Here is a 19,972-nt window from a genome sequence, read left to right as displayed (position 1 = left end):
GACAGTGGACTGGCGGGACGCCCCCAGCCCTCCCCTGACACGGGCCCGGTCGAGTGCCGCCCCCCCCCCCCCCCCCCCCCGGGGGGGGGGGGCCCCCCCCCCCCGGGGGGCCCCCCCCCACCGCCACACCCCCTGCCAGGATGAACGCATGTCCCGATTCATCCACTCCCCCTTCAGGTCAGCCTTCAGGTCAGTGACGTACACGCGCTGGCTGCACCTGTGCGTACCGCTCCTGCTCCTCGCCGTGTGGATGTTCATCAACCCGCAGTGGCCGTGGATGCCCCTGCTGATCGTCATACCGTTCGGGTTCGTTCCGTGGGTACGGCTGGCGGAGGGACTCCAGGCACGCTTCCTGTTGACCCCGCAGGAGCGCGAGAGCGAGGAGAGCGGCATCGGCACCGCCCCCGCCGCCCGCTGGGCGGACCGCTGGCGGACCGTGCTCTGGCTGGAGATACGGCTGATCGTCTCCGGTGCGGCCATGTTCGCCACCGTTTGGCTGCCGGTCATGACCGTCGAACTCGTCGCGACCGCTCTCGGGCACCCGCTCGACAATGACCCTGCCGTGCCGTTCACCCCGGCGCCCTGGGCCGCGGCCCTCCTCGCGCCGCTGCCGCTGGTCGCGCTGATCGTGGTGGTCGTCGTCCTCGGCGAGCTGATCACCGCGATCGCGAAGCGGCTGCTGGGGCCGTCGGCGGCCGAGCGGCTGACGGCACTGGAAGCACGCACGGAACAGCTCCTGGAGCGGACCCGCATCGCGCGCGAGCTGCACGACTCCATCGGGCACGCACTGACGGTGGCGGTGGTCCAGGCGGGCGCGGCACGCGCGGCCGGCGACCCGGAGTTCACCGAACGCGCCCTCAGCGCGATCGAGGAGACGGGCCGGGCCGCCCTGGAGGACCTGGAGCGGGTACTGACGGTCCTGCGCGAGTCGGGACAGCCGCCCTCGCAGCGGCCGACACTGGCGGAGGCCGACCGGCTGCTGGAGTCCGCCCGGGCCTCGGGGGCGGCGGTGGACGCCCGGCTGACCGGCCCGCTGGAGAAGTTGCCCGGGCCCGTCACCCGTGAGGGCTACCGGATCCTGCAGGAAGCGCTCACCAACGTGCTGCGGCACTGCGGTCCCGTGCCCGTCCGGGTCCGGGTGGAGATGGCCGCGGACCGGCTGGAGCTGGAGGTCACCAACGCGCTGCCGGAACGCCCGACGGTCATGTCCGGGAGCGGGAGCGGGCTGCGCGGCATGCGGGAGCGGGCCGCGCTGCTCGGCGGAGAGACCGAAACCGGTCCCCACGGGGGCGGTTGGAGAGTGCGCGCCCGGCTCCCGCTGGAGCGAATACGCTGACCGGATGCCGGTTACCGTACTGCTCGTCGACGACGAACCCCTGGTGCGCGCGGGTCTGCGCGCCGTTCTGGACGCCCAGCCCGACATCGAGGTGGTGGGCGAGGCCGCGGACGGTGCCTCCGTCATCCCCCTGGTCCGGCAACTGCGGCCGGACGTGGTGGCGATGGACGTGCGGATGCCCCTGCTCGACGGGATCGAAGCCACCCGGGCGGTCCTGCGCTCGGTGGACTCGCCGCCGAAGATCCTCGTGGTCACCACCTTCGAGAACGACGAGTACGTGTACCGGGCACTGCGCGCCGGAGCGGACGGTTTCCTGCTCAAGCGGGCCCGGCCCTCGGAGATCGTCCACGCGGTGCGGCTGGTGGCGGAGGGCGAGACGCTGCTCTTCCCCTCGGCCGTCCGTGCCCTGGCCGCCGAGTACGGCAACCAGCAGGCGCGCGCGGTGCTCAAGCGGGCCGCGCTCACCGACCGCGAGGAGGCGGTACTGCGGCTGATGGCACGCGGCCTGACCAATGTGGAGATCGCGGGGGAACTGATCGTCGGCACGGAGACGGTGAAGTCACACGTCAGCGCGATTCTGGGGAAGCTGGGGGCGCGCGACCGCACCCAGGCGGTGATCACCGCGTACGAGTCGGGGTTCGTCTCCCCGGCCTGAGGAGAGGGGGGATCCGGCTGAGGGGGGGACTGGTCCTCGCAGCGGCGCCGGGGGCGCAGTACGATCCGGCTGACAGGGCCGCTAGCTGGGAGGACACACGTTGGGGCAGCTGACCGGCGGGGATCCCTCTCTGCTCCGGCGGATCAACTCGGCCGTGGTGCTCCGGGCACTGCGGGCGGCCCGATCGCCGACCCTCACCGACCTCACCCGGGTCACCGGGCTCTCCCGGCCGACCGTCGAGGGGGTCGTGGAGGGGCTGATGGGCACCGGGCTCGTCGTCGAGGCCGAGGCCGAGGACGGCGCACGCCGCCAGGGACGGCCCGCGAGGAGGTTCCGCTTCCGTGCCGAGGCCGGGCATCTGCTGGGCATAGAGATCGGCTCGCACCGGGTCGCGGTGCTGCTGTCCGGGCTGGACGGGCGGGTGATCGGCGCCGGAACCAAGGAGGTCGCCGAGACCGCCTCGGCCGACGAGCGCCTGGAGCGGGTCAGGGCCGCGGTGGCCGATCTGCTGCGCCGGGCCGGCGTGCCGCGGGATTCCCTGCGGGCGGTCGGTGTGGGCAGCCCCGGGATCGTGGAGGCGGACGGCACCGTCCGCCTCGGTACGGCGCTGCCCGGCTGGACGGGGCTGCCGCTCGGGGACCGGCTGCGCCGCTCGTTCCGCTGCCCGGTCCAGGTGGAGAACGACGCCAACGCGGCGGCGGTCGCCGAGCATTGGAAGGGTGCGGCGCGGGACACGGACGACATCGTGTTCGTGATGGCCGGGCTGAGCCCCGGTGCGGGCTCGCTGATCGGCGGCAGGCTGCACCGCGGGTTCGGCGGTGCGGCGGGCGAGATCGGCGCACTGCACCTGCTGGGCCGCGAGGTCACCCCGGAGCGGCTGCTGTCCACGACGGGCGAACCCCTGCACCCGCTGGACGAGCCGGCGGTCGCGGAGGTGTTCGCCATGGCCAAGCGGGGTGACGAACGGGCGGTGGCCGCGGTGGAGCGGTTCATCCAGCGTCTGGTGCACGACGTGGCGGCGCTGGTGCTGGCGATGGATCCGGAGCTGGTGGTGGTCGGCGGTTGGGCGGCCGGCCTGGACGGGGTCCTGGAACCGCTCCGGCGAGAACTGGAGCGGTACTGCCTGCGGCCCCCGCGGGTGGCGCTGTCGCTGCTCGGCGAAGCGGCGGTGGCGACGGGGGCGTTGCGGCTGGCGCTGGACCACGTGGAGGAAGAGCTCTTCGCGGTGGAGAAGACGGTCACCGCCCGCCGGTGACCCCGCCATCCCGGTGGACCGCCGCCCGCCCACTGCCGTGGCGACGGGCCGGGGCTCCCCCGCCCGGCCCCGCGGGACGACGGTCCCCGGCCGTGCGGGGGCGGCCCGTAGGCCCACGGTCCTTGGGCGTGCGACCCGTAGGACCACGGTCCTTGGGCGTGCGACCCGTAGGACCACGGTCCTTGGGCGTGCGACCCGTAGGCGTGCCGGGGCCGGATCCGTCCCGAGGGGACGGTCCCGGGTCGGCGCAGCAGAACGGCAGCCCGGACACCGTCCGGCGGCGGCTCCGGAGAGCAGCCCGCCCGGCGCCTGCGGCGGGTGGGCCGGCCGACCGTCAGAGGACAGGCCCCGCCCGCAGGGGCCGACGGAGCGATCGCCGATTCCGGCGGACGGCTGAAGCGGGCCGATGGAGTGGTGCCCTGGACGTCCCGTCGGCGGGCCGGCGTTCCCCCGTCCCGGCGCGTCGCGCTCAGCCGGCAGGCAGGACCTTGACGCCGAGCGCCGTGAGCTGCTTGACGACGGCGTTGCGGGGGGCGGCGTCGGTGATCAGTCCGCTGACCTTCTCCCAGGGCAGGACGCGGAACCGCGATGCCGTGCCGATCTTCTCGGACGAGGCGAGGACGTAGGTGTCCGCGGCTCGGGAGGCCAGGGTGCGCTTCATCGCGGCCTCTTCGGCGTCCCCGGTGGTCAGTCCCGCTTCCGGGTGCACGCCGGTGACGCCGAGGAGGCACAGATCGGCGGAGACGTTCTGTGCGGCCTCGACCGCGGCCGCGCCGCAGGCGACCGCGGAGTGCTTGAAGACGCGGCCGCCGAGGAGGAAGAGCTCGGCCTGCGGGTGGCCGAGCAGGGCGGCGGCGATCGTCGGACTGTGGGTGATCACGGTGCAGGCAAGATCCCGCGGGAGCGCGTGGGCGACGGCCAGGGCGGTGGTGCCGCCGTCGAGGATCAGCGCGCTGCCCGGCCGCACCAGCCCGACGGCCACCGAGGCGACCTTCCGCTTGCCGTCGGGAGCCACGGTCTGCCGGGCGGCGTAGTCAGCCACGGCCGGGGAAGCGGGCAGCGCCCCTCCGTAGACCCGCTGGCACAGTCCCTCGGCCGCGAGATCGCGCAGGTCGCGCCGCACGCTGTCCTCGGAGATCCCCAGTCCGGCGGCGACGTCCTTGGCGACGATCTTGCCCTCGCGGGCGAGCAGCCCCAACAGGTGGTCACGGCGTTCAGCGGCCAGCATCCGCATTCTCTCCTGTTCTTGCACGTTTCTGCATGTATTGTAGCGCCCCATGACCGCCAAGGACTCCACCGGAGCCGACCGGGACATCGCCACCGCCCGGCGCCGCGGCCTGCCCGCCCACCGCGATGTCGCCGACATCCCCCGCCGCACCCCGCAGGAGACCGCGTGACGAGCCGCCCCGGCATCGACACCCCCGACCACCGCGGCCGCACCGACCTCGACCAGGCCGGACGCGGCCTGGCCCGCAACCCCGACGTCGTGGTCCGCGACGTCGAGCTCACCTCCCAGGGCTGGCACGTGCTGCGCCGCGCCACCTTCGACCACCGCCGTCGCGACGGACGTTGGGAGACCCTGCAGCGCGAGACCTACGACCGCGGCAACGGCGCCGTCGTCCTGCCCTACGACACCGGACGCAGCCGCGTCCTGCTCACCCGCCAGTTCCGCTACCCGGCCTACGTCAACGACCACCCCGACGGCATGCTCGTCGAAGCGGCCGCGGGGCTGCTCGACGCGGACGACCCGCCGACCGCCATCCGGCGCGAGAGCGCCGAGGAACTCGGCGTCACGCTCGGCCCGCTCACCCATGTCCTCGACGCCTACATGAGCCCCGGATCCGTCACCGAACGCCTCCACTTCTTCGCCGCCCCCTACACTCCGGCCGACCGGACCGGGACCGGCGGCGGACTGGAGGAGGACGGCGAAGACATCGAGGTCCTCGAACTGCCCTTCGCGCACGCCCTCGCCATGACCCGTGACGGCCGCATCGCCGACGGCAAGACCATCCTGCTCCTGCAATGGGCAGCCCTGGACGGCCCCTTCGCCCCCGCCGCGGGCGGCCACTGACCGCGCCCCGAAGGACGCCCCGGTCGCACGGAGGGTGTCCGCCGGGGCGCTGTTAGCCTGACTGGCATGATCATGATGAGCTCCAGGCAGCGGATATCCGGCTTACTGTCGCCCGGCGGCCCCCAGCGCGCCCTGATCATCTCGAGCTTCGTCAGCCGGGTGGGCAACGGGCTGTTCAACACCGCCGCGGTGCTCTACTTCACGCTGGTGGTACACCTGCCCGCCGCACGGGTCGGCGTCGGCCTCACGATCGCCGGGCTGGTCGGGCTGCTGGCCGGGGTCCCGGCCGGGAACCTGGCCGACCGGTACGGGCCGCGCACGGTCTGGCTGACGTCCGTCGCGATGCAGGCCGCGACGATGGCCGCGTTCGTCTTCATCCACGACTGGTTCACCTTCACGCTCATCGCCACCCTGGACCGGCTGGCGGCAACGGCGGGCGGCGCCGCGGGCGGCGCCCTCGTCGCCCGTGCCGGCGGTGAGCGCCCGGCGGCCTTCAGGGCGAAGCTCCGCACGTTCGTCAACCTCGGCGTGGTCCTGGGCACCCTCGGTGCCGCCTTCGCCGTCTCGGTCGACACCCGCACCGCGTACACCGTGCTCATCCTCGCCAACGCCGCCAGCTTCGCCTGCGCCGGTCTGGTCGCCCTGGCCGGGGTCCCGAACTACCCGCCCCTGCCCCGGCCCGAGGAGCACCACCGCGCGGCCGTCCTGCGGGACCGGCCGTTCGTGACCTTCGTGGCGCTCTACGGCGCGATGGGCCTGCAGTACCAGACCGTCTCCCTGCTGCTTCCGATCTGGCTCTCCGCCCACACCGACGCGCCCCGCTGGACCGTGGCGGCGGTCTACGCGGTCAACAGCGGGGTGTGCGTGCTGCTCCAGAGCCGGATCGGCTCCCGGGTGGAGACTCCGCGCCAGGGCGGCCGGGCGTTCCGCCTCGCGGGGCTCTGCTTCCTGGTCAGCTGCCCCCTGATGGCCCTGACCGCGGACGTTCCGGTCTGGATCGCGCCAGGGCTCGCCGTCCTCGCGGTCGTCGTCCACAGCCTCGGAGAGGTGTGGGAGTCCTCGGGCGGCTTCGCGCTCGGCTTCGGCCTCGCCCCCGATCACGCCCAGGGCCAGTACCAGGGATTCTTCGGCGTCGGTTTCAGCGCCGGGCAGGCCCTGGCTCCGGTGGTGCTCACGACGGCGGTGCTCGGACTCGGACACGCGGGCTGGCTGCTGCTCGGCCTGTTCTTCGCGGCCCTGGGCGCGGCGGGGCCGCCGGTGGCCGCCTGGGCGGAGCGCACCCGCCGCTCGGACCCGGACACGGCCGGCGCGACAGACGACCGGCCCGACGGGGCCCCGCCCGGGGCGTCGGGGCTCCCGGGCTCCGCGGCTCCGGGGGAAGGCCGGGTCAGGAGGCCGCGCGGGTCTCGGTGATCTCCACGCCCGAGTCGCCGAAGGTCAGGCGGCAGGTGTCGGCGCGGTACGTGGCCACGGAGACGGCGGCGGTGCCCTCCGTCGTGAAGTAGCGGGTGGTCACGAGCAGCACGGGGGCGCCGGGCAGCCGGTCCAGTTCCTTGGCGTCGTCGGCACGGGCGGAGCCCAGCTCGACCGAGCGGTCCTGCCCGTCGAGGGCGAGCCGCTGGAGTTCCCGCAGGACGGCGCGGGCCCGCGCGGGTCCGGCGGGGGCGTCGATGGCGGAGAGGCCGGGCACGGACGCGGCGGGTACGTACAGCAGCTCGGCGGCGACGGCCTGGCCCTGGGTGACCCGGGTCCGGCGCACGGTGTGCACGGGCTGCTCGGGGGCGGTGCCGAGGAGCTTCAGGACGGCGGCGGCGGGGACGGTCTCGGAGGCGTCCACGGCCTCCCAGCCGTCGGCGTCCTTGCCGGGCCAGCCGTGCTGCGTACTGCCGACGGCGACGCCGACCCGCGGCGGGGCGACGGTGGTGCCGACTCCGCGGCGGCGCTGCAGGCGGCCTTCGAGTTCGAGCTGCTCCAGGGCCTGACGCAAGGTGGCGCGGGCGACACCGAAACGCGCGGCGAGTTCGCGCTCGTTCGGCAGGACCTCGCCGACCGCGAAGTCCTGGTCCAGCGCGTCGCTGAGCACGGTCTTGAGGTGCCAGTACTTCGGCTCCGGCACCGATTCGAGCTGCGTGGTCCCCACCCTGACTCCTCCTGCAATCGCCGCTATCGCCGTGTTCGAGCGGCAGTTCCGCACCGCAGTTCCGTGCCTTTGTTTATTAAAGGTTCCTGCACTATCCCTGCGACGATAGGACGGCACACCCCCTTGGTCAAGACCAATGCTCGCCGCTTTGCCGGGCAGATCGGGCATATGCAGCAAGCCGTTCACAGGATGTTCTCGCTGCCCACCGGGGGCCCACCTGCCCTTCACCCCGATTTCCACCTCGGCCCGCCCCGTCGTCGGGAACTCTTGTAGACGGGTGCTACCGGGCGGTAATGATGGGCACAGTCGTTACTGACGGCCTGTCTCACACGCGTCCACCCGACGAGGAGCAGCATGACCGCCACGGTCTCGTTCACGATCGATTCGCCGCTCGGCCCCCGCCCCGCCACCGTCGCCTACGAACGCAAGGGCGCGGGCGAACCGCTCCTCCTGCTGCACGGCATCGGCCACCACTTCCAGGCGTGGCACCCGGTGAGCCACGTCCTGTCCGCCGACCACGACGTGATCGCCGTCGACCTTCCCGGCTTCGGCGCCTCCGCCCCGCTGCCGCCGGGGGTGCCCTACGACCTCGCCACCGTCGCCCCGGCGCTGGGCGCGCTCTGCGCCGCCCTCGGCGTCGAGCGCCCGCACGTCGCGGGGAACTCCCTCGGCGGGCTGCTCGCACTGGAGATGGGGCGCAGCGGACTCGTCCGCTCGGTCACCGCCCTCTCCCCGGCCGGGTTCTGGTCGCAGGGCGAGCGCCGGTACGCCTTCGCGGCCCTGCGCGCCATGCGCGTCGGCGCGCGGTCGCTGCCGCGTCCCGCCCTGGAGCGGCTGTCGCGCAGCGCCCCCGGCCGGGCCGCGCTCACCGGCACCATCTACGCCCGCCCGGGCCACCGTTCGCCCGCGGCCGTGGTCGCCGAGACCCTCGCCCTGCGGGACGCCACCGGTTTCGAGGAGACCCTGGCTGCGGGGGCCTCCGTACGGTTCGCGGACGACGTGCCGGGCATCCCCGTCACGATCGCCTGGGGGGCCCGCGACCGGCTGCTGCTGCCCCGGCAGGGCGTGCGCGCCAAGTACACCGTCCCGGGGGCGCGGCTGGTGCGGCTGCCGGGCTGCGGGCACGTGCCGATGAACGACGACCCGGCGCTGGTGGCGCGCGTGATCCTCGACACCGCACGGGCCGCGGCCCCGACTGCCGCCCGGTGATGAGCGGCTGACGGCTGTTCATCCGCGGTTCGCGTGGGCGACGCGGCCGGTCCGGTGTGTGGCGGCACACTGGTCCGGCCCGCCCCCCGCCGCCCCCTGGAGACGACACCGATGGCACCGATGCCGCACACCCGACGGTCCCTGCTCGGCGGTTCGCTCGCCGTCCCGCTGGGTCTCGCCCTGTCCACGGCGTTCGCCGCACCCGCCCTCGCCGCCTCTGCGGGGGCTCCCGCCTTCACCCGCTCCGGCCGGCCGGCGGCACTCTGGGGGGCCCAGTCCGGGGAGATCACCTCCTACTCCGCCACCATCTGGACCCGGTCCGACCGGCCCGCGCGGATGCACGTGGAGACCTCCCCCAGCGAGTCGTTCCGCTACGGGGTGCGCCGCCACGGCGGCCCGTTCCTCGGCCCGGCCACCGACTTCACCGGTACCACCACCCTGCGCGACCTGCCGCCCGGCCGGCAGATCCACTACCGGGTCGTGCTGAGCGACCCGGACGACCCGCGCCGCTCCGGCGAGCCGGTGCGCGGCACCTTCCGCACCACGCCCGTCTCCCGCCGCGGCGACGTGCGCTTCCTGTGGTCCGGCGACCTGGCGGGCCAGGGCTGGGGCATCAACCCCGAACTCGGCGGCTACCGCGTCTTCGAGGAGATGCGGCTGCGCGACCCCGACTTCTTCCTCTTCAGTGGCGACACGATCTACGCCGACGGGCCGATCCAGGCCGCCGTGCCGCTGCCCGACGGACGCATCTGGCACAACGTCACGACCGAGGAGAAGGCGAAGGTCGCCGAGACCCTCACCGAGTTCCGCGGGAACTTCCGCTACAACCTGCTCGATCGCAATCTGCGGGACTTCTACGCCCAGGTCCCCGTCCTCGCCCAGTGGGACGACCACGAGGTGCGCAACAACTGGTACCCGGGCCAGCTGATCGACGATCCCCGCTACACGGTCAGGGACGTCGACACCCTGGCCGGCCGGGCCCGCCAGGCCTTCGGCGAGTACTTCCCGGTCACCGACCTGCGGGGCGGGCGCGCCGAGGGGCGGATGTACCGGGTGATGCGGCACGGCCCGCTGCTGGACGTGTTCGTGCTGGACATGCGCACGTACCGCGACGCCAACTCCCCCGGCCGCCAGACCGACGACCCGGTCGGCATCCTGGGCGCCGAACAGCTCGGCTGGCTCAAGCGGGAGCTCTCCCGCTCCCGTGCCACCTGGAAGGTCATCGCCGCCGACATGCCGCTGGGCATCGTCGTCCCCGACGGGTCGGTGAACTTCGAGGCGGTCGCCCAGGGCGACCCGGGGGCGCCGCTGGGGCGCGAGCTCCAGATCGCGGACCTCCTGCGCCACATCAAGCACCAGCACATCACGGGCACCCTCTGGCTCACCGCCGACGTCCACTACACGGCCGCCAACCACTACGCCCCCGAGCGCGCGGCCTTCTCGGACTTCGCGCCGTTCTGGGAGTTCGTGTCCGGCCCCATCGGCGCGGGCGGCTTCCCGGCAGGACGGCTCGACGCCACCTTCGGCCCGCGGACGGCCTACGTCCAGTCGGCTCCGGTGGCCAACATGTCCCCGGCCGAGAACCCCCCGTACTACGGTGAGGTGGAGATCGACGGCGGCAGCGGGGAGCTCACGGTCCGGTTGCGCCGCCAGGGGGGCGGCGTGCTCTTCACGCGGGTTCTGCAGCCGGGGCGTGTGGGGCAGGAGTGACCGCGGTCCGGCGGGCCTGATACACGTCGGCGCGGGCGGGGCGGTGCCGGCGACCGGGCGGGGCGGGGCGGGTGACCCCATCGGAAATAGGCCTGAAAACTGGGAGAAACCGGCCAGATCGACACTTAACCAGTCGGTCACAGATCGTTCGTGATCACGCAACACCCCTGGGCCACAGTGGTGTGCATGACTGACCGTACCCCCGCCTCCGCAGCCCCGCGTCCGCACCGCCACCACTGGCGCCGTGACCTCGTCGAACTCGCCGCCCTCTTCTGCGCCGTGGCGGTCGCCGACGGCATCGCGAACCTCGTCGCCCACGGCCCCGGCGGCCCCGTCCTGCTGGTGGCCTCGGCCGTCGCGCTCCTGGTCACGGCGGCCTTCCACACCTGGTGGGCCCGCCGGCACAGCCATGCGCCGCCCCCGGCCGACACCGCGCCCTCCGATCCGGCGCCGCGCGCGGCGGCCGGTTCGGAGGCCCGGTCGGAGGCCGCCGACACCGGCACCGCCCTGTGGCGGATGCGCACGACCGTCCGCGACGAGCCCGGCAGCCTGGCGGCGCTGTGCACCGCGCTCGCCGGGAACCGCGTCGACATCCTGAACCTGCAGACCCACCCCCTCCCCGAGGGCGGCACGGTGGACGAGTTCCTGCTGCGCGCCCCGCACGACCTGGCCTCCGGTGACCTCACCCGCTCCGTCGCGCGGGCCGGCGGCCACAGCACCTGGATCGAACGCGCCGACGCCCACGACCTGGTGGACACCCCCACCCGGGTCCTCGGCCTGGCCACCCGCACCGCCCTGGACGCCGCCGAACTCCCGCTCGCGCTGCGCCACCTGCTCGGGCGCTGCACCATCCACTCGATCCCGGCGACCACCCTCTCCGGCCGCCCGAACGCGGGCGCCGACGCCCCCGTCGAGGGGGTCCTGGAGGCGACCGTGATGCGGCTGCGCGACCCGTCGGGCGGCGCGATCACCGTGGAGCGGCCCTATCTGCCCTTCACCCCGACCGAGTTCGCCCGCGCCCGGGCCCTCGTCGAGCTCGACGCCCGCCTGGGCCCCCGGGTCCCGCGCAGCCAGGACGTCCTGACACTGCCCGAGGGCAACGAGATCACCGTGCGCCGCGCCGACGGCGACGACCTCGCGGCCGCCCGCGCGATGCACGACCGCTGCACCGAGCGCACGCTCGGCCTGCGCTACCACGGCCCGGTCGCCGACGCGGACCGCTACCTGGGCCACCTGCTGAGCCCCCGCTTCGGCCGCACCCTCGCCGCCACCACCGCCTCCGGCAAGCTCGTCGCCCTCGGCCACCTGCTGTGGGACGGCGACGAGACCGAGGTGGCGCTGCTCATCGAGGACGACTGGCAGCGCCGCGGCATCGGCTCCGAACTCCTGCGCCGACTGCTGGCGATGGCCGTCGAGGCCGGCTGCGACAGCGTCTACGCGGTGACCCGGGCCGCCAACACCGGCATGGTCGCCGCCATGCGCGGCCTCGGGCTCCCCCTCGACTACCAGATCGAGGAGGGCACCCTGGTGATCACGGCCCGGCTCGACGCGACCCCGGTCACCACGCGGCTGCCCTACGAACTCCCGCGCGCGCAGGCCCCGTACGAGGCACGGCCGCACCGGAGCTGAGCCCGCGGGCCCGGACGGACACCGGCCGGGCCCGCAGCCGTCCTGGGGCCGCGCTCGACCCCGGATCGGGCGGCGCTGGGGCGCGCGGGCGGCGGGACCCGCCCGACGCCCCGGCGTGGCGCCGCCCGACGGGCGGCGCCACCGGCCCGGACCGGCCCGCACGGACGGCGATCCGGGTGTCGTGGAGGCTGCCCCCGCCCCGGCGAGGAGCCCGCCGACAGGAGGCTGGGGAAGTACGGTGATGACGTAGGGGTGTCCGCCGTACGAAGATGGCCGCATGTCAGAGACCCTCCACAGCGACAGCGCAGCCCGTCTGCCCCGTCAGGTCGCAGACGCCTACGTCGACGACCTCATCGCCATCGACCCCATCACGGGCACCTACCTCGGTGTCGCCGCCAGCTCCGGCAGGCTGCCGGACTACTCCCCCGCCGGCCGCGCCGCCGCCGCCGAGCTGTCGCGCACCACCCTCGCCCGGCTGGACGCCGCCGAGCGGCTGCCCGGCGCCGACACCGACGCCGAGCGCCGCTGCGCCCGCCTGCTGCGCGAGCGGCTGAACGCCGAACTCGCGGTCCACGAGGCCGACGAGGACCTGCGCGCCGTCAGCAACATCCACTCCCCCGCGCACTCCGTCCGCGAGATCTTCACCGTGACCCCGGCGGACACCGAAGAGGACTGGGCGGCGATCGCCGAGCGGCTGCGCGCCGTTCCGGACAGCCTCGCCGGCTACCGCGAGAGCCTCGCCCTGGGCCTGGAGCGCGGGCTGCTGGGCAGCCCGCGCCCCGCCGCCACCTTCGTCGAGCAGCTCACCACCTGGGCCGGCGAGGGCGCGGACGGCAACGGGGACTTCTTCGGCACCTTCGCCGCCGCCGGACCGGAGTCGCTGCGCGCGGAGCTGGACGAGGCGGCGGCCGGCGCGACCGCGGCCGTCGCCGAACTGCGCGACTGGATGCGCGACGTGTACGCCCCGGCCGTCGCGGACGCCCCCGACCCGGTGGGCCGCGAGCGCTACGCCCGCTGGTCGCGCTACTTCAACGGCACCGACCTGGACCTGGACGAGGCGTACGCCTACGGCTGGTCGGAGTACCACCGGCTGCTCGCGGAGATGAAGGAGGAGGCCGCCAAGATCCTGCCCGGCGACCCGAACCCGTGGGACGCGCTGCGGCACCTGGACGAGCACGGCACGCACATCGAGGGCGTCGACGAGGTCCGCGCCTGGCTGCAGGGCCTGATGGACGAGGCCATCGAGAACCTCGACGGCACCCACTTCGAACTCGCCGAGCGGGTCAAGCGCGTCGAGTCGATGATCGCCCCGGCGGGCGGCGCGGCGGCGCCGTACTACACCAACCCGTCGGAGGACTTCTCCCGTCCGGGCCGCACCTGGCTGCCGACGATGGGGCAGACCCGTTTCCCCGTGTACGACCTGGTCTCCACCTGGTACCACGAGGGCGTGCCGGGCCACCACCTGCAGCTCGCGCAGTGGACGCACGTGGCCGACCAGCTGTCGCGCTACCAGGCGAGCGTGGGCCTGGTCAGCGCGAACGCCGAGGGCTGGGCGCTGTACGCGGAGCGCCTGATGGACGAGCTGGGCTACCTCAAGGACGCCGAGCAGCGCCTGGGCTACCTGGACTGCCAGATGATGCGCGCCGCGCGGGTGATCGTGGACATCGGCATGCACCTGGGGCTGGACATCCCGGCGGACTCCCCGTTCCACCCGGGCGAGCGGTGGACGGTCGAGCTGGCGCAGGAGTTCTTCGGACTGCACAGCGGCCGGCCGGCGGAGTTCATCGAGAGCGAGCTGACCCGCTACCTGTCGATGCCCGGACAGGCGATCGGGTACAAGCTGGGCGAGCGCGCCTGGCTGCTGGGCCGGGACAACGCCCGCGCCGCGCACGGAGAGTCCTTCGACCTGAAGGCGTGGCACATGGCCGCCCTGTCGCAGGGTTCGCTGGGTCTGGACGACCTGGTGGACGAGCTCTCGAAGCTCTGACCGCGCGGGCCGCGTACCGCGACGGGCCGCCCGTTCCCCCCGGGGCGATCGGGCGGCCCGTCGCGGTACGGGCGGCCGCGTCCGCGCCGCGGTTCAGCAGCCGCAGTCGTCCGAGTCGGTGGGGGCGGTCAGCGGGTCGGCCCCGGCGCGCCGCTCGGTGCCCTGCCAGGTCTCGACCTCGAAGCCCTCGCGGATCCAGTACTCGATGCCGCCGAGCATCTCCTTGACCTGGAAGCCCAGTTCGGCCAGGGCGAGGGCGGAACGGGTGCCGCCGTTGCAGCCGGGGCCCCAGCAGTACGTCACCACGGGCACGTTCCGGTCGAGGAGCCGCTCGGCCTGCTCCGGGATCAGGGCGGTGGGCAGGTGGATCGCACCGGGCACGTGGGCCTGGTCCCAGGAGGGGGTGGAGCGGGAGTCGACCAGCTGGAAGCCCAGCTCGGCGCCCTGCTCGCGGTGGGCCTTGAAGGCGGTGGCGACGTCGGACACGTCCGCGTGGAAGGCGAGGCTCGCGGCGAAGTACGCGGCGGCGGCCGCCGGGCTCGCCGGGGGGACCCGGAGCACGGGGTTGACCGGGGCGGACGGGCCGGTGGTGGGGGCGGTGGTGGTGGTGTTCTGCGTCGTCGTCATGGCTCAGAATCTACGAACCGTTGATCATCCGGGGAAGTGGATTTCCCCGGCGATTCCCTTGTTCCAGCGGGCATTCCCCTGCTAGACCTGCGGAATGACCGACTATTCCCCCGACGCCACCGACTGGCGGATCCTCGCGGCCCTCCAGGAGGACGGCCGCGCCAGCTTCACCGAGCTGGCCCGGACCGTCTCCATGTCCGCGAGCGCCGTCACCGAACGGGTCCGCAGGCTGGAGGAGGCCGGGATCATCACCGGCTACACGGCCGTCGTCGACCACGAGAAGCTGGGCAAGGCCATCCTGGCGCTGGTCCGGCTGCGCTATCCGCACGGGAACTACAAGCCGTTCCACGACTTCCTGGCGGCCACCCCGGACATCCTGGAGGCCCACCACGTCACCGGCGACGACTGCTTCGTCCTCAAGGTCGCCGCCCGCTCCATGGCCCACCTGGAAGAGGTCACGGGCCGGATCTCCGGCCTCGGCGCGGTGACCACCAGCGTCGTCTACTCCTCCCCGCTGGCCCGGCGTCCGCTCAGTCCGTGACCCCCGCCGTGCGGTGGCGCACCACGGAGCCGCCGCGCTGCTTGACGATCTCCAGCTGGGCCTGGACCCGGGTGCGCAGGTCACCCACGTGGCTGACGATGCCGACGCTGCGGTCCCGTTCGCGCAGCGAGTCCAGTACGTCCAGCACCTCGTCCAGCGCCTGGTCGTCGAGGCTGCCGAAGCCCTCGTCGATGAAGAGGGTGTCCAGGCGCATGCCGCCCGCCTCGTCGGTGACCACGTCGGCGAGGCCGAGGGCCAGGGCGAGGGAGGCGAAGAAGGTCTCGCCGCCCGAGAGGGTGGCGGTGTCGCGCTCGCTGCCGGTCCAGGCGTCCACCACGTGCAGCCCCAGCCCGGAGCGGCCTCGTCCGCTCGCGCGGGCGTCGGAGTGGACGAGGGTGTAGCGCCCGCCGGACATGCGCAGCAGCCGGACCGTCGCGGCGGCGGCGACCTGCTCCAGCCGTGCGGCCAGGACGTACGCCTCCAGCCGCATCTTGCGCTCGTTGTCGGCGGAGGTGCCCGCGGTGAGCCCGGCGAGGCGGGCCACGCGCTCGTACGCCTCGCGCAGCGGGCCCAGGGCGCGCAGCTCCTGCTCGGCCCGGCGGGAGAGCCGGTCCAGTTCGGCGCAGCGCACGCGGGCGGCGTCCACGGCCGAGGACGCGGCCCGCAGCCGGGCCGCGGCACGTGCCTCGGCGGCCTCCGCGGTGTGCGGGTCGGCGGGGGGCAGGGCGGCGGCTGCGGCGGTGTCCCCTTCGGCGGCCCGCTCGGCGAGCATCGCCTCCTCGGCCTGCCAGGTGTCCGTCCGATGCTGGAGGGCGGTGCGCTCGTACTCGGGCAGGACCGCGTCGGCCGCCGCCTCGACGGTGTCGAACCCGGCCTTGAAGGCGGCGTCGGCCAGCTGGTCGTCGGCCTCCTTCAGCCGTGCGGCGGTGACTTCGGCCCGGCGCAGCGAGGCGGCGGCGCCGGTGACCATCCGGATCCGGTCCTCCAGGGTGCGGGCGCGGGCGGCGACGCTGGGCGAGTCGCCGCGTACGAGGACCAGTTCGGCTTCCAGGGAGGCCTGTTCCCGGTCCAGGGCCTCGCGCCGGGACGCCCTGGCCGCGGCCCGGCGCTCGGCTTCGAGCCGGTCCGAGCTGCGCGCGTCGTGCTCCCGTTCGGCGCGGGCGAGGCGCTCGCGGGCGGTGTGCAGTCCGGCGGCGTCCGCGTGGGCGGCGGCGTGGCGGGCACTCAGGTCGGCGGTGAGGGCGAGGAGTTCATCGGTGCCGGACGCTCCGGCCGCGGAGGCGGCCTCGGCCTCGGCCCGGCGCACGGCGGCGAGCCGGCTCTCGACGGCGGCCCTGCGCTCCTCGGCCTCCTCGAAGCGGACGTGGGCGGCGTCCTCGGCGGCCCGGTCGACGTGCCCGGGGGCGGGCCGGGCGGGCGCGGGGTGCTCCGCCGACCCGCACACCGCGCAGGGCTCCCCGGCGGTGAGGGCCGCGGCCAGTTCGGCGGCGATGCCGCGCAGCCGGGCCTCCTTGAGCTCCAGCCAGCGCTCGCGGGCCGCCGACGACTCCTCGCGCACGGAGAGCAGTTCGCCCCGGACGGCTTCGGCGTCGGCCGCGAGGGCGTCCCGCCGCCGGGCGGCGGTCAGCTGCATCCGGGCGGGCTCCAGGCGCCCCGCGAGCTGCTCGGCCAGCGTGGCGGCCTGCTGCGCGGCGTCGACCCGGTCCTGCAGGGCGGTCCGGGTGGCGTCCCAGCGGGCGAGCCAGTCGGCGGACTCCTGGTGCTGCTCCTCGGCGTCCCGGGACTCCCGCTCCAGGGTGGCGCGCTCGCGGCCGATCTGGGCGCTGCGCTGTTCCGCCCGCTGGGCGGCGCCGACCGCGCCGAGGTCCTCGCGCAGCCGCTGCTCGACGGTGGCCAGCTGCTCGGTGCCGGCTTCGGCGAGGGCCGGCGGGAGGGCGGCCCGGGCGAGGCTCTCGGCGTGCGCAGCGGTGAGGTGGGCAGCGCCGGCGGCTCCGCGCAGCTCCAGGGCGGGGGCCACGAGGGCGCCCCGGCGGGCCCGGTCCAGGAGGTCCCGTACCCGCTCGCGCTCCGGCCCGGCGGCCCGGAGCAGGGCGGCCCGGCGGGCGGTCTCGGCGTGGCGGCGCTGGAGCCGGTCGAGCTCCCGGGCCTCTTCGGCGGCGCGCCGCGCCGCGTGATGGCGTCCCTCGACGGCGGCGAGCGCGTACTCGGCGACGGTGAGGCGTTCCCGGGCGGAGCAGCGGGCCACGGCGGCCCAGGCCCGGACGGCCCCGGCGAGGCCGGGGTCGCCCGGCTGGTGCGCGGGCAGCGGCCAGGCCCGCAGGTCGGCGCAGTCGCCGGCAGCCTGGGCGAGCCGCTGGGCGGCGGCGAGGACCTTCTCGTCGCCGGTCCGGACCTTGGCCTCGGCGGCCCGGCGGCGGTCGGCGAGGAGGGTCTCGACGGCGGCGAAGCGGCGGGTGTCGAAGAGCCGGCCGAGCAGTCGGCCACGGGCTTCGGCGCCGGCCCGCAGGAACTGGGCGAACTCCCCCTGCGGCAGCAGCACCACCTGGCAGAACTGCTCGCGGCTCATGCCGAGGAGCTGTTCGATCTCCTCGCCGATCTCCTGGTGGGACTTGCTGAGCCCGGTCCAGCCCTCCCCGGTGTGCTCGCGCAGCAGGCTCTGCGCCTTGTCCTTGGTGGTGCCGGTGCCGCGCTTCTTGGGGCGGTCCTGCTCGGGGCGCCGGGTGATCTCCAGGCGGCGCCCGCCCACGGTGAGTTCGAGGGTGACCTCGGTGGGGGTGTCGGGGGCGGCGTGGTCGCTGCGCAGGGTGGTGCCGGGGGCCTGGCGGGAGCCGGGCACGGATCCGTAGAGGGCGTAGCAGACGGCGTCGAGGACGGAGGTCTTGCCCGCGCCGGTGGGTCCGTGCAGCAGGAAGATCCCGGCGCCGGAGAGGGCGTCGAAGTCGATCCGCTGGGGTTCGGCGAAGGGGCCGAAGGCGGTCACTTCGAGCCGGTGCAGCCTCATCGGGCGCCCTCCTGAAGGTGTTCGGCGCGGTCCTCGCGGGAGGTCTGGACGCGCACCTCGTCGAAGGCGGCGCGCAGCACGGTCCGCTCGGCCTCGTCGGCGCCGCCCCCGCCGCGCACGTGGGCGACGAAGTCCTCGGCGATCTCCTGGTCGCTGCGGCCCTTCAGGCGCTGGGCGTAGGAGGCCGCGCCGTCCTCCGCGCGGCCCTCGGGGTCGAAGGCGAGGCTGAGGGTGTGGGGGAAGCGGGTGGCGAGCCGGGCCATGGGGTCCTCGGGGCGGACCGGGTCGGTGAGGGTGGCCTCGACCCAGCTGTCCTCGCGGGCGGCCAGCGCGGGATCGGCCAGGAGCTCCTCCAGGCGGCCGCGCAGCCGGGCGAGCGGGCGCGGGACCGGGGTGTCGATCCGCTCGGCGGTGACCTCCCCGGCCGGGCCGAGCTCGACCAGCCACATGGTCTTGCGGTGGTCGGCCTCGGAGAAGGAGTAGGCCAGCGGGGAACCGGAGTAGCGGACCCGTTCGTTGATGGTCTGGCAGCCGTGGAGGTGGCCGAGGGCGGCGTAGTCGATCCCGTCGAAGACGGCGGCGGGCACGGCCTCGACCCCGCCGACGGCGATGTCGCGCTCGCTGTCGCTGGCCTGCCCGCCGGTGACGAAGGCGTGGGCGAGGACCACCGAGCGAGTGCCTTCGGCCCGGCCGGCGAGGTCGGCCCGGATCCGGTCCATGGCCGCGCCCAGCACCGCCTCGTGGCTGACCTTCGGCGCGCCGAACTCGTCCTTGACCAGGGCCGGTTCCAGGTACGGCAGCCCGTAGAGGGCCACGTCACCGTGTACGTCGGCCAGCACCACGGGGTCGGCGCAGCCGGCCGGATCGGTCCTGAGGTGGATCCCGGCCCGGCCGATCAGCCCGGCGCCGACCCCGAGGCGGCGGGCGGAGTCGTGGTTCCCGGAGATCATCACCGTGGGCACGCCGAGCTCGGCGAGCCGGTGCAGCGCCCGGTCGTAGAGCTCGACGGCGGGCAGCGGGGGCACGGCCCGGTCGTAGACGTCCCCGGAGACGAGAACGGCGTCGACGCGGTGCTCACGGACCGTCTCGACGAGGTGGTCGACGAAGGCGGCCTGGGCGCCGAGCAGGTTCACGCGGTGGAAGGACCGGCCCAGGTGCCAGTCGGAGGTGTGCAGGAACTTCACTCGACCGCTCCGACCCGCACGCTTGCTCTCCTCGTGTCTCCACGCCCGACCGGTTCGCACCGGACCCACTGCCGACCGGCCCACTGCCGACCGGTCCGACCCGGCCCACTGCCGACCGGTCCGACCCGGCCCGCTCCCGACCGGTCCGGCCCGGCCTCCCGCGGCCGGGCCGGGGCCTCGCCGACGGGCCCCGCACCGACCCTCCAGGCTAACCCCTTCCGCGCCTCGCTCCCCCGCCCGTTACGGGATCATGGCGGCGGCACGAAAGGTCTGTGGCCGAACTCCCCCCACGGCCCTGCCCACTTGTCCGCCGCCCCGGCCGCTGGCTAGCTTCGCCGCATGCCGCTCACCCGACCCGTCCGTGTCCGTCCCGCGCTGCTCGCCGCGGGTTCCGCCGCGCTCCTGGCCCTGACCGCCGCCGTCCCCTCGGCCGCCGCGCCGGCGCCCCCGCTCCCGGCCGGGGCGGGGTCGGTGGTGCTCGACTGGTACGACACCACCGCCCGGACCGTCGCGGCCACGGCGGCTCCCACGCAGATCACCAACAGCCGCACCTGGGCGATCGGCTGGATCGCCGCCGCGCGCGCCGCCCGGGAGGCCCCCGCGGGCCCGGCGCGGGGCCGCTTCCCG

15 protein-coding genes and 1 pseudogene are annotated in these 19,972 nt (G+C 74.8%); 11 read left to right on the top strand and 5 right to left on the bottom strand.

Going from position 1 to position 19,972, the window contains the following annotated elements; genetic code table 11:
* Positions 1–148 precede the first annotated feature (148 nt).
* The 3 genes from ABZW32_RS34880 to ABZW32_RS34870 all read left to right on the top strand — a co-directional run bounded on the left by ABZW32_RS34880 (position 149) and on the right by ABZW32_RS34870 (position 3,246).
* Entirely contained in the window at positions 149–1,336 is a 1,188-nt protein-coding gene (locus ABZW32_RS34880; RefSeq protein ID WP_356224082.1) for a histidine kinase, read from the top strand.
* Between the two features lie 4 nt (positions 1,337–1,340).
* Positions 1,341–1,991, top strand: a complete 651-nt coding sequence (locus tag ABZW32_RS34875) for a response regulator transcription factor (RefSeq protein ID WP_356224080.1) — start codon at positions 1,341–1,343, stop codon at positions 1,989–1,991.
* 100 nt (positions 1,992–2,091) lie between these two features.
* On the top strand, positions 2,092–3,246 hold the full coding sequence (locus ABZW32_RS34870; RefSeq protein WP_356224078.1) for an ROK family transcriptional regulator: 1,155 nt from the start codon (positions 2,092–2,094) through the stop codon (positions 3,244–3,246).
* Positions 3,247–3,715: 469 nt separating this feature from the next.
* Here ABZW32_RS34870 and ABZW32_RS34865 read toward each other — a convergent pair whose 3' ends face one another.
* Complete coding sequence (locus ABZW32_RS34865) at positions 3,716–4,474, bottom strand: DeoR/GlpR family DNA-binding transcription regulator (RefSeq protein ID WP_356224075.1); 759 nt, start codon at positions 4,472–4,474, stop codon at positions 3,716–3,718.
* A gap of 165 nt (positions 4,475–4,639) precedes the next feature.
* Between ABZW32_RS34865 and ABZW32_RS34860 the strand changes: the two genes are divergently transcribed.
* Positions 4,640–5,317 carry an NUDIX domain-containing protein gene (locus tag ABZW32_RS34860; RefSeq protein ID WP_356224072.1) on the top strand — a complete coding sequence of 226 codons (678 nt, stop codon included), beginning with the start codon at positions 4,640–4,642 and terminating at the stop codon, positions 5,315–5,317.
* A gap of 66 nt (positions 5,318–5,383) precedes the next feature.
* On the top strand, positions 5,384–6,730 hold the full coding sequence (locus ABZW32_RS34855; RefSeq protein WP_356224069.1) for an MFS transporter: 1,347 nt from the start codon (positions 5,384–5,386) through the stop codon (positions 6,728–6,730).
* Here the strand turns inward: ABZW32_RS34855 and ABZW32_RS34850 are convergent.
* Positions 6,705–7,457: a GntR family transcriptional regulator gene (locus ABZW32_RS34850; protein WP_356224067.1), complete on the bottom strand. Its 753-nt coding sequence runs from the start codon at positions 7,455–7,457 to the stop codon at positions 6,705–6,707. The two genes, ABZW32_RS34855 and ABZW32_RS34850, sit on opposite strands and share 26 nt — an antisense overlap.
* Before the next feature lie 354 nt (positions 7,458–7,811).
* Here ABZW32_RS34850 and ABZW32_RS34845 point away from each other — a divergent pair, with 354 nt between their 5' ends.
* From ABZW32_RS34845 to ABZW32_RS34830, 4 genes are all read left to right on the top strand, one after another.
* A complete protein-coding gene (locus ABZW32_RS34845) occupies positions 7,812–8,666 on the top strand; it encodes an alpha/beta fold hydrolase (RefSeq protein WP_356224064.1) in 855 nt (284 codons plus the stop codon).
* Positions 8,667–8,786: 120 nt separating this feature from the next.
* A complete protein-coding gene (locus tag ABZW32_RS34840) occupies positions 8,787–10,376 on the top strand; it encodes an alkaline phosphatase D family protein (RefSeq protein ID WP_356224085.1) in 1,590 nt (529 codons plus the stop codon).
* A gap of 186 nt (positions 10,377–10,562) precedes the next feature.
* Positions 10,563–12,005, top strand: coding sequence for a GNAT family N-acetyltransferase (locus tag ABZW32_RS34835; protein WP_356224061.1), 1,443 nt, complete (start codon positions 10,563–10,565; stop codon positions 12,003–12,005).
* Between the two features lie 277 nt (positions 12,006–12,282).
* Complete coding sequence (locus ABZW32_RS34830; protein ID WP_356224060.1) at positions 12,283–13,992, top strand: DUF885 domain-containing protein; 1,710 nt, start codon at positions 12,283–12,285, stop codon at positions 13,990–13,992.
* Positions 13,993–14,085: 93 nt separating this feature from the next.
* Here ABZW32_RS34830 and ABZW32_RS34825 read toward each other — a convergent pair whose 3' ends face one another.
* Positions 14,086–14,619, bottom strand: a complete 534-nt coding sequence (locus tag ABZW32_RS34825; protein ID WP_356224058.1) for a rhodanese-like domain-containing protein — start codon at positions 14,617–14,619, stop codon at positions 14,086–14,088.
* Between the two features lie 94 nt (positions 14,620–14,713).
* Between ABZW32_RS34825 and ABZW32_RS34820 the strand changes: the two genes are divergently transcribed.
* Entirely contained in the window at positions 14,714–15,160 is a 447-nt protein-coding gene (locus tag ABZW32_RS34820; RefSeq protein ID WP_356224056.1) for an Lrp/AsnC family transcriptional regulator, read from the top strand.
* Here ABZW32_RS34820 and ABZW32_RS34815 read toward each other — a convergent pair.
* Entirely contained in the window at positions 15,150–18,161 is a 3,012-nt protein-coding gene (locus ABZW32_RS34815) for an SMC family ATPase (RefSeq protein ID WP_356224053.1), read from the bottom strand. The two genes, ABZW32_RS34820 and ABZW32_RS34815, sit on opposite strands and share 11 nt — an antisense overlap.
* Positions 18,158–19,345 carry an exonuclease SbcCD subunit D gene (locus ABZW32_RS34810; RefSeq protein ID WP_356224051.1) on the bottom strand — a complete coding sequence of 396 codons (1,188 nt, stop codon included), beginning with the start codon at positions 19,343–19,345 and terminating at the stop codon, positions 18,158–18,160. Before ABZW32_RS34810 ends, ABZW32_RS34815 begins: the two co-directional genes overlap by 4 nt.
* 339 nt (positions 19,346–19,684) lie before the next feature.
* Here ABZW32_RS34810 and ABZW32_RS34805 point away from each other — a divergent pair.
* Positions 19,685–19,972: pseudogene (locus tag ABZW32_RS34805) on the top strand (phosphoesterase PA-phosphatase); the annotation flags it as partial.

Origin of the sequence: Streptomyces sp. NPDC004667 (assembly GCF_040609475.1) — a bacterium.
Taxonomy (GTDB): Bacteria; Actinomycetota; Actinomycetes; order Streptomycetales; family Streptomycetaceae; genus Streptomyces.
This window is presented reverse-complemented; position numbering and strand designations above follow the sequence as displayed.